The sequence below is a fragment of the Hydrogenophilus islandicus genome (assembly GCF_054657095.1).
This window is the reverse complement of sequence record NZ_BAAHXE010000048.1, coordinates 1-9,673: the sequence shown is the minus strand read 5'-3', so window position 1 is coordinate 9,673 and position 9,673 is coordinate 1. Positions and strand designations below refer to the sequence as shown.

At 64.3% G+C, this 9,673-nt stretch carries 8 protein-coding genes, 1 tRNA gene and 1 pseudogene; 5 read left to right on the top strand and 5 right to left on the bottom strand.

Annotated elements, in window-relative coordinates; translation table 11 throughout:
* The 4 genes and pseudogenes from ACYQ6T_RS10310 to ACYQ6T_RS10295 form a co-directional block, all read right to left on the bottom strand.
* A pseudogene (locus tag ACYQ6T_RS10310) lies at window positions 1–184 on the bottom strand (PAS domain-containing sensor histidine kinase); the annotation flags it as partial.
* Window positions 185–193: 9 nt separating this feature from the next.
* Complete coding sequence (locus ACYQ6T_RS10305; protein ID WP_459830545.1) at window positions 194–1,624, bottom strand: nickel-dependent hydrogenase large subunit; 1,431 nt, start codon at window positions 1,622–1,624, stop codon at window positions 194–196.
* A complete protein-coding gene (locus ACYQ6T_RS10300) occupies window positions 1,621–2,661 on the bottom strand; it encodes an NADH-quinone oxidoreductase subunit B family protein (protein ID WP_459830543.1) in 1,041 nt (346 codons plus the stop codon). The genes ACYQ6T_RS10305 and ACYQ6T_RS10300 overlap by 4 nt, the downstream gene beginning before the upstream one ends.
* Window positions 2,651–4,141, bottom strand: a complete 1,491-nt coding sequence (locus ACYQ6T_RS10295; protein WP_459830541.1) for a sigma-54-dependent transcriptional regulator — start codon at window positions 4,139–4,141, stop codon at window positions 2,651–2,653. Before ACYQ6T_RS10295 ends, ACYQ6T_RS10300 begins: the two co-directional genes overlap by 11 nt.
* 96 nt (window positions 4,142–4,237) lie before the next feature.
* On the opposite strand from ACYQ6T_RS10295, the gene ACYQ6T_RS10290 reads away from it, so the two are divergent.
* Genes ACYQ6T_RS10290 through ACYQ6T_RS10270 form a run of 5 tightly spaced genes read left to right on the top strand, consistent with a single transcriptional unit; the run spans window position 4,238 to window position 9,527 of the window.
* The gene (locus tag ACYQ6T_RS10290; RefSeq protein WP_459830538.1) at window positions 4,238–6,031 is read left to right on the top strand and encodes an NADH-ubiquinone oxidoreductase-F iron-sulfur binding region domain-containing protein; all 1,794 of its coding nucleotides are present in this window, start codon (window positions 4,238–4,240) and stop codon (window positions 6,029–6,031) included.
* Window positions 6,028–6,759: a 2Fe-2S iron-sulfur cluster-binding protein gene (locus ACYQ6T_RS10285; RefSeq protein WP_459830536.1), complete on the top strand. Its 732-nt coding sequence runs from the start codon at window positions 6,028–6,030 to the stop codon at window positions 6,757–6,759. Before ACYQ6T_RS10290 ends, ACYQ6T_RS10285 begins: the two co-directional genes overlap by 4 nt.
* Window positions 6,756–7,328, top strand: coding sequence for an NADH-quinone oxidoreductase subunit B family protein (locus ACYQ6T_RS10280; RefSeq protein ID WP_459830533.1), 573 nt, complete (start codon window positions 6,756–6,758; stop codon window positions 7,326–7,328). The genes ACYQ6T_RS10285 and ACYQ6T_RS10280 overlap by 4 nt, the downstream gene beginning before the upstream one ends.
* A 24-nt stretch (window positions 7,329–7,352) precedes the next feature.
* Complete coding sequence (locus ACYQ6T_RS10275; protein WP_459830531.1) at window positions 7,353–8,906, top strand: Ni/Fe hydrogenase subunit alpha; 1,554 nt, start codon at window positions 7,353–7,355, stop codon at window positions 8,904–8,906.
* Window positions 8,907–8,909: 3 nt separating this feature from the next.
* The gene (locus ACYQ6T_RS10270; RefSeq protein WP_459830529.1) at window positions 8,910–9,527 is read left to right on the top strand and encodes a hypothetical protein; all 618 of its coding nucleotides are present in this window, start codon (window positions 8,910–8,912) and stop codon (window positions 9,525–9,527) included.
* A 24-nt stretch (window positions 9,528–9,551) separates the two neighbouring features.
* Here the strand turns inward: ACYQ6T_RS10270 and ACYQ6T_RS10265 are convergent.
* Window positions 9,552–9,636: transfer RNA gene (locus ACYQ6T_RS10265), tRNA-Leu, on the bottom strand.
* Window positions 9,637–9,673 lie beyond the last annotated feature (37 nt).

The window sequence follows — 9,673 nt, the reverse complement described above, 5'->3', positions numbered from 1 at the left end:
CGCTAGCGAAGAATTGACGCAGGGCCTCAAGCTCTGTATTCTTCATCTCCAGCTCGACTTCGTAGCGCAGGAGATCCTGATAGACCTCATCCATCTTGCGCACCACTTCGAGCCAGAGCTGTTCTTCGCCCGCCCCATCGGCCAGCCGCTCAGACGATTCACGAATTGCGGAGTACCGATCCATCACTGTTCCTCAATGCACGGTACACACCATGCACGGATCGAACGAACGAACTACGTGATGCACCCAAGGCATTGCCCCGTCGCCTGCGAGCAACCCCTCAAGCGCCTTCTCAAGTGGCCCCGGACAGCCAGCTGCGTCACGCGGGGAAAAGTTCCATGTAGTCGGGGCCACGATCTGGTACCGTTCGATTCGCCCCCCTTTGACTTCAAGCCAGTGACCAAGGGCGCCACGTGCCGCTTCCACCAAACCGACTCCACTGCCCGCCTCGGAAAACCTCATCATCTCGATGAAAGGAGCCTTGGGATCGATCTCTTCAATCCACTGTTCCACCCAGCAGACGATCTGAGCGCACTCCCAGAGCCGGGCCACCACCCGGCTCACCGCGCTGCCGCCCCAGCAGCGCACCATCGCCCGGGCAAGCGGCACTCCAGCAACGACCGCTCGCGCCAACGCCCCTGTTTCGAACGGTTCATCGCAGTAGCGCGGAGCCTTGCACCAACTGTAAGCGTCAGGACGTTCGAGCCACGGTACCGTCTCGCCTTGACTGGGATGGCTTGCCACCCCGCCGAGCCACGACGCCGCAACCTCTTCGCGAATCGCCCCCAAATCGAGCGACTCGGTCTGCCCCTTTCCTTCACTAAAACGATAGACACCACCTGGCCAGGCCCGGTAGGCGCCGTAGGAGAGAAAACGGTCGTAGGAGCGCCCCACCGAAAAGAGGCCAAGATCGAACGCCACGCGCAAGAAAAAAGCCGCGTCACCATCGCGCCCCTCTGCCCAGGCCATCAGCTCATCGACTTCATCGATTGCTAAGACCGCCTCCAGGTCATCGGCAAAGACCGTCTCCTGAAGGTAGCGACGCATGCGCCGCACGTTCTGCCGCAGTTGTACTAAATCCGCCGCGCCCACCACCCTCGTCGTACCGCCCGGTTGGAGCGCCAACGTGTGCGGCCAGCGCCCGGCAAGAAGTCCCACCACATGAAACCACTCGGCGCGCGCCTCTAACCAGCGCGCCGAACGTTCTCCCCGGTAAGGGGCGTACCGTGCGCAACAGGAGTCGTGCCAGGATCTGCCGCGGTAGGCGGGATGGGTAAAGTCGGAGAGGAAAAAGAGGAAGAAATGGGTGAGGTGGTCAGCTAGATTCTCCACCGCCAATACGATCTGTGACACCAGCGCACCATTGCGAGCCGGGGTAACCCCCGCCCAATCGGCAAGCGCGTGCGCCGCCGCCATTGATTGGGCTACTGAGCAGATGCCGCAAATCCTCGGCACGATCGTCAATGCGTCAAGCGGCGAGCGCCCTTGGAGGATGCGTTCAAAGCCTCTAAAGAGGGGCGAATTGACCTTCGCCTCGACCACCTGTCCGGCGTTGTCCAACGTGAGGGTTACCTCCAGATCCCCCTCCACTCGGTTGAAGGGGCCAAGCTGCAACCTTTTCATCGCTTCGACTCTTTTGCCGCACGACCAGGCAGTTCCACCACTCGGTCGGCCAGAGCATTGCGGCGCACCCGCTGCGGCGTGGCCGACTTGGAAAGTGCGGCGAGTGCGACGAACCAGGCTTTTGGCATATCGGTGGGCAAACCCACCGGAATGCCAGCGATCTTGGGCGTTTCCTGGAACGGATGGCCAGGCGCTTCGAAGCCAGGTTCAGTGCAGGCAACACATGGGAACCCCCCTTTGAGGCAGGAACCCACACCGTTCCAAGGCCGCTGGTTGCAGTCGGCATGGGCCTGCGTCCCCTTGCACCCGAGGTGCTCCATCATACATCCGAGCTGCCCCAGCGTTTCAGCGCTCGCCTTGAACTCGTAATATTCGTTACGTGGGCAGCCATGGTGGACAAGATGCTGGGCATAGAAGCGAGGCCTGCCCCATGGGTCGAGATCCCCCGGAGAGACGCTGCCGGCAGCGAGCATCGCCAGCCATTCGACCAACCACTCGGGGTGGATCGGGCAACCGGCGAGGTTGATCACTGGCCAACCCTCCCCAGAGCGGAAAGTCGACCCTAGCAATCCACCCTTTTGTTTCTCGGTGTATTGCAGCCCACAAGCCTGCCAGATCGGGTCGTGTGACGCGGCGCTAAACCCACCCCATGCCGAACAGGAACCTACAGCCACGACCCAACGCGCCTGCTTCGCCAACCGTTCGATCCATTCGGCACAGGAGCGCCCGCCCCCCAAGCGGTGAAACGCCCCACTGCCGTGCGGCCCCAACAACACTGCCCCTTCAACGCAGAGGATGTCGAGAGACATCGCGCCGGTCGCGCACGCCTCAAGCCGCTCGATTGCCTCCTTGCCCCCTTCTAAGGAGAAGGCGGGATGCCAAACCCATTCAATTCCATACGCCTCAAGAGCGGTAAAACAGTCATCGGGTTCGTAACAGAGAAGCGACTGCGAACAGCCGCCACAGCCGGCGCTCTGTAACCAGAGAGCATGCAACCTCCCACCAGCACGTGCTCTTTTCCCCACCTCATCGCTCATCGCTCTCTCCATTGACCGGTAACCCCAACCTCACCAACTTGTTGCGCAGTCCCAAACGCGACAAACCGAGCGTCCGCGCCGTCTTTGACAAGTTACCACGATGGGCGGCAAGCGTCTCACTGATGATCCTTCGCTCCACCGCATCGAGGCGCGCACGCAATGTCGATCCGCTCGAAATCGGGATCGACTCAACTTCCACCGGCCCTTTAGCCACAGAAGCTGTTGCGGAGCGGACGCGTGGCGATAAATCGCGCTCGTGTAACCAGCCGTTTTCAGAGAGCACTGCCAGGCGAAGAACTTCGTTGGCAAGCTCGCGCACGTTGCCAGGCCACGGGTAACGGCACAACTCTTCGAGACACGAAGCGGTCAAACCTTTGAGAGGTTTTTTCAGGGTCTGTTCCGCCTCTTTTACGAGATGGTCGACAAGTACTGGGATGTCGGCGACCCGCTCGCGCAACGGCGGAACATGGAGCGAAAAAGTGGCCAAACGGTAGAAGAGGTCCTCACGGAAACGGCCAGCGCGCACCTCCTCTTCCAAGTTGCGGTTAGTAGCCGCCACCACACGTACGTTGACCCGAATCGTTCGGCTCCCCCCCAACGGGCGAAACTCCCCTTCTTGCAACACCCGCAAGAGCTTCACCTGAAAAGCGGGACTGGTGTCGCCGATCTCGTCAAGGAAAAGGGTGCCACCGTCGGCCTGCTGAAAAAGACCCGCTCGGTCTTCGTTCGCGCCGGTAAACGCCCCCTTGCGGTAACCGAAAAGTTCCGACTCGAGGAGCGTATCGGGAAGCGCGCCGCAGTTTTGTGTCACAAAGGGAGCGTGCTGACGGGGACTGCTGTAGTGGAGCGCCCGCGCCACCATCTCCTTTCCCACGCCCGATTCGCCGGTGATCAAGACGGGAAAATCGTACACCGCCAGCCGCTCGATATACTGGCGAATCGACGCCATCGGGCTCTGCTCGGCACAGAGGATCGCCTCGCTTCCTAGACGGCGACGCGCACTTGCCCGCTTCTGTGCCACCTGCTCGGTCAGGTAGGGGGACGCCAACCGCAACTCTTGGGACAACCGATCGTGCTCACGCAACAGGCACCAGTGCTGTGCCGCTCGCCGCAACACGAGAAGCAGCTGTTCTGGTTGCCAGGGCTTGAGCAGATATTGCCAAATGCCGGCGTCATTGATCCCGGCAATGATCGCCTCGGTGTCGGTATACCCAGAGAGGATGATGCGGATCATCTCAGGCCAGCGCTCCCGCACCTCCTTGAGGAATTCGACGCCGGAAACCCCGGGCATCCGCTGGTCACAAAGGACAATTGCAATCGGCGCCCGCTCACCCCATTCGCTAAGCACTGCCCGTGCTTCGGCGGCATCTGAGGCGGTGAAAACCTGGAACTCCTCTTCCACCGTGCGCTCGATTGCCTCGAGCGACCGAACCTCGTCATCGACCACCAACAGCCCCAGCAGCGATTCTGCATGCGCCATCGCGCTTCCGTACCTCCTACATTGTGCTAAAGTAGGAATCTACCATAGGGGCCACAACCCAACTCCCCCCTGACCCACCCGCTTCGGGAGCGCTCGATGCCCAGCGAACGGCAACGCACCGCACCAGGACTCCTAGCCGCGCTTCACGACGCGCAGGAGCGTTACGGTTCCCCGCTTGCGCCACAAGCGCTCGAGGCGGTCGCACGCCGCTTTGGCCTCCCCCCAGGCGAAGTGGCGGCCACCGCCTCCTTCTACCACTTCTTCTCTGCCCCAGCTGCCCGCTACCAACTCTTCTTTGTCGACCACATCGTCGACCACCACCGCGCCGTCGACCGCCTCTGCGCTGAGCTCTGCGCGGCGTTTCAGATCGAACCGGGCGAGGTGGCGCACGAACATGGCCTCTACGTCGGGTGGACCGCGTGCGCTGGACTCTCCGATCAAGCGCCCGCTGCGCTGATCAACGGTCGGCCGTTGCCGAATCTCACCCGCGAACGGATCGCAGCGATCGCTGCGAAAATCGCCGCGGGGGTACCAGTAAGTGACTGGCCCGAAGAGTGGTTTGCGGTTGCCAACCCCCTCTACCGCCGTGGGCCGCTCCTCACCTGGGCCGAAGGGGCCGACGCCGAACAGCTCCTTGCAGCGGCGACGCGCCTCGACCCCGACGCGATTCTCTCTGAGGTGGCTGCAGCTGAGCTCCGCGGGCGGGGTGGCGCCGGATTTCCGACGGCGACAAAATGGCGCTACTGCCGCGAAACGGCCGATCGCGAGCGCTACCTCATCTGCAACGCCGACGAAGGGGAGCCGGGAACTTTTAAAGACCGCTACCTCCTCACCCGCCACCCCGAGCTCCTCTTGGTCGGGATGGTCCTTGCCTCGCGGGCGATCGGCGCAAGCCAAGCGATCCTCTACCTCCGCGCCGAATACCGTTACCTGCTGCCGCGCCTCACTGCCCTTTGCGACGCGTGGCGCGAGCAGCTCGCAGCGATCCCCACCCCGACCGGCACCCCCTTCTCTCTCACCATCGCGCTCGGCGCCGGCGCCTACGTCTGCGGCGAAGAGTCGGCGCTGATCGAATCGCTCGAGGGAAAACCCGGCCGTCCGCGGGTACGCCCCCCCTTCCCGGTGACCTCCGGCTACCTCGGCCACCCGACAGTCGTGAACAACGTCGAAACGCTCTTTGCGGTCGCGGCAATCGTCGCAAACGGCGCTTCGTGGTGGCGCGCGCAGGGTACCGCACAGAGCACCGGTCCGAAGCTCTTTTGCGTGAGCGGCGACGTCGCGCAGCCGGGGATCTACGAATTTCCTTACGGCGTCACGCTCGAAGAGGTCGTCGCGACCGCGCAACCACTTGCCCCCCCGCGTGCGATCCAGGTCTCCGGCCCCTCGGGAACGCTCCTTCCGGCCACCCCAGAGGCTCTCCAGCAGCCGCTCGCGTTTGAGGCGCTCTCCTGCAACGGCACCGTGATGGTCTTTCACCACGAGCGCGATCCGATTGCGATCGTCCGCCACTTTGCCCACTTCTTTGCCCACGAAAGTTGCGGTTTCTGCACCCCGTGCCGCGTCGGCACCCAGCTGATCGCTCGGACTTTTGACAAGATCGCCGCGGCGCGTGCCACCCGCTTTGACCTTGAGCGGCTCGCGCCGGTGCTTGAAGCGATGCGCTTGGCGAGCAACTGCGGTTTTGGCTTGAGCGCCGGCAACCCGGTGCGCGACCTCGTCACCCACTTCCGCGCCGAGCTCGACGCCCAGCTCCAGCCCCACGACTTCATCCCCGCCTTCTCGCTCGACGGCGAGCTGGCCGCCACCCGGCAGCTCACTGGCCGCGACGATCGCCACGCCCACCTCGCACAATTTGAGCAACCTGTTGCTGCAGCGGAACCGTTGCCATGACCGAGACCCTTCCCCCTTTGACGGCGCGCGACACCTTCACCCTCGACGGTGAGGCGATCCCTTTTGCCCCAGGCCAGACGGTCCTCGAAGCGGCGTTGGCCGCAAACCGCTACATTCCCCACCTCTGCTGGCATCCAGAGATGAAGACCCACGGGTCGTGCCGCCTCTGTGTCGTCGAGGTCGGGGGGCGTCTTCACGCCTCCTGTGCGTTGCCGGCACAGGCAGGCCTCGTGGTGACGAGCCAAAGTGCGCTCCTTCACCGCGTCCGCCGCACCCTCCTCGAGCTCCTCTTTGCCGAAGGGAACCACTTCTGCCCCGGGTGCGAAAAGAGCGGCGACTGCCTCTTGCAGGCGCTCGCCTACGCCCACGGGATGACGGCGTCGCACTTCGACCCCTTCTATCCGCAGCGCAAGGTCGACGCCTCCCACCCGGCGGTCTGGCTCGACCCCAACCGCTGCATCCTCTGCGGCCTCTGTGTCCGCGCAAGCCTGAAAGAGAAAAAGGAGGCGCTCGTCATCGGCGGGCGGGGCATCCGGTCGCAGCTGCGGGCAACCAGCCTCTCGGAGCGTCTCGCCGACACCCCCCTCTCAGAGACCGACCACGCGGCGCGCATCTGCCCGGTCGGGGCGCTCAACTTCAAAGAGGTCGGGTTCGCGACACCAATCGGCCAACGCCGTTTTGACCACCGCCCCCCTGCCCTCATGAGTGAACGAGAGCGCTACCGATGAACCAAACCGCTTCACCCCAAGCCACTGCCCCCCGCAAAGTGCGTGTCGCGACGACGTCGCTTGCGGGCTGCTTCGGCTGCCACATGTCGTTCGCCGATATCGACACGCGGCTCTTGGAGCTCGTCGAATGGGTAGAATTCGACCGCTCGCCGCTCACCGACCTCAAAACGGTGGGGCCGTGCGATGTCGCGCTGATCGAAGGGGGGGTGTGTAACGCAGAGAATGTCGAAGTGTTGCGCGCGTTTCGCCGCGCGGCGAAGGTGCTCGTCGCCGTCGGCGCGTGCGCGATCAACGGCGGGTTACCGGCGCAACGCAACCAGCACCGCGTCGAGGAGCTCCTCACCGCCGTCTTTGAGCGCGACCGCCACCTCGCCCCGGGAAGCCGCGTCCCCAACGACCCCGAGTTGCCGCTCCTACTCGAACACGTCCACCCGATCCACGAGATCGTCAAAGTCGACTACTACCTCCCCGGTTGCCCCCCGACGGCGGAGGTGATCTGGCGCTTCCTCACCGACCTCCTTGTGGGGCGCGAACCCGAATTCCCCTACCCGATGTTGCGTTACGACTAACGAAAAATCGCCTCTGGAGTTCCGATGAGCGCCTCGATTCCCTCGACCGAATCCACCCCGATCACCCCGCAAGCTGTTCCCCCGCATCCATCGCTGCCACAAGGGGCAACGCGGCGCGTTGCGATCGACCCCCTGTCGCGCGTCGAAGGGCACGGCAAAGTGACGATCTGGCTCAACGACGACGGCGAGGTGGTCGAGGCGCGGCTGCACATCGTCGAATTCCGCGGCTTTGAAGCGTTCATTGTCGGTCGCCCCTACTGGGAAGCCCCAGTCGTCGTCCAACGCCTCTGCGGCATCTGTCCCGTCTCGCACCACCTCGCCGCGTCGAAAGCGCTCGACGCGATCGTCGGCGTGGCGCAGCTTCCTCCTACCGCCGAGAAAATGCGGCGCGTGATGCACTACGGGCAGATTCTCCAATCGCACGCGCTCCACTTCTTCTACCTTGCCGCGCCCGATCTGCTGTTGGGGTTTGACGCCGACCCCAAAAGGCGCAACGTCGTTGGCCTCGCGCTCGCTGACCCGGCACTGGCGCGCAAAGGGATTCTGGTGCGGCAATTTGGCCAACGCTGCATCGAAGCGACCGCGGGTAAGCGGATCCACGGCACCAGCTCGGTTCCGGGCGGCGTCCACAAAAACCTCACCCGCTACGAGCGTACGGCGCTCCTTGCCGACGCGCCGCAGATCCGCCTCTGGTGCGAAGAAGCAGTAGCCCTGATCGAACGCCTCTTTGCCGAACACGCCCGCTTCTACGAGCAGTTCGGCGCGTTTCGCGCCAAGACCTTCTCCCTCACCGCCGCCGACGGAACGCTCGACCTCTACGACGGCCTGTTGCGGGTCAAAGACGAAAACGACCAGATTCTGATTGACCGCTTTGCGCCGAACCGGTATGAAGAGCTCATTACTGAGGCGGTGCAACCGTGGAGCTACATGAAGTTCCCCTACCTCAAAGCCTACGGAATCCCCGACGGCTTCTACCGCGTCGGCCCCTCGGCGCGCCTCCTCAACTGCGACCGTCTCACCACCGCCAAGGCGGAAGCAGCGCGGCAGCGATTTCTCGCCTACGACGGCGGCGCTGCGGCCCACAGCACCCTCGGCTACCACTGGGCGCGCCTCATCGAGATGCTCCACTGCGCGGAACTCCTAGAGATCCTTCTTGCCGACCGCGAGCTCGAAGGGGGGGAACTGCGCGCACACGGCGAGCGGCAGTCGCGCGGGATCGGGATGATCGAAGCGCCGCGCGGCACCCTGATCCACCACTACGAAGTGGGCGACGACGACCTCATCACCTACTGCAACCTGATCGTCTCGACCACCCACAACAACGCCGTGATGAACCAGGCGATCACCTCGGTCGCGAAAACCTTCCTCTCAGGCGCGAGGCTCACCGAAGCGCTCCTCAACCACGTCGAAGTGGCGGTGCGGGCCTTTGACCCTTGCCTGTCGTGCGCGACCCACGCGCTCGGGCAGATGCCGCTCATCCTCTCGTTGCACCGCCAGGGAACAGAAGAGCCGCTCGACCTCCTCATCCGCAACGGTGACGGCAGGGTCGAGCGCCCCACGCTGCCCGCGCGGCCGTAGCGCATGGCGGAGCGCCCCAAGGCCGCCGGCGACGACGCGGTGCTGCGCGCGCTCGCTTCCCGCCCCGCCCCACCGCCGGGGGCGATCTTGGTGCTCGCGTGCGGCAACGACCTGCGCGGCGACGACGCGGTCGGCGCCCGCTTCATCGCGGCGATCGAGGAGACGAAGCGCCACCTTCCAAGCCCTTGGCAAGAGGCGATCGCCACCCATTGGCAACTCCAGTGGGGGCCCGAGACGGCGACCCTATTCGCCGGCCGGCGCGCGATCTACCTCGTCGATGCGTTCCAAGCGCTCCCCTGCGCCTGCGAAGAGCGTAGCGCTTCGCCGTCGCCGTACCACCTTTCCGCCGAACCCTTGTCGCTGGTCACCCGCCCGCTCACCCCCGACAACGCGGCGCCGGAAGCGCTTCTTGCGAGCGTCGGCAGCCACCGGGTGACCCCCGAGGCGCTCCTTGCCGCCGCGCAGCTTCTCGCGATTCCGCTTCCCGCAACCCTCTGGCTCATCGCGATACCCGCCTACCGCTTCACCTTCGCCGCGCCCCTCTCGCCCGATGCAGAGCGCGCGCTCGACGCCGCGCTTCGCTGGTTTTGGCGTGAAATCGCTGAACATTGGGGGGAGTAGTAAGCGAGGCGGTCGCGTGCGTCGTGGTGCCCAGGGCGAGACTCGAACTCGCACGCCTTGCGGCGCTGGAACCTAAATCCAGTGCGTCTACCTATTCCGCCACCTGGGCGCGATGCGCAATTGTACCCATTTTTTCTCGCCGGTGA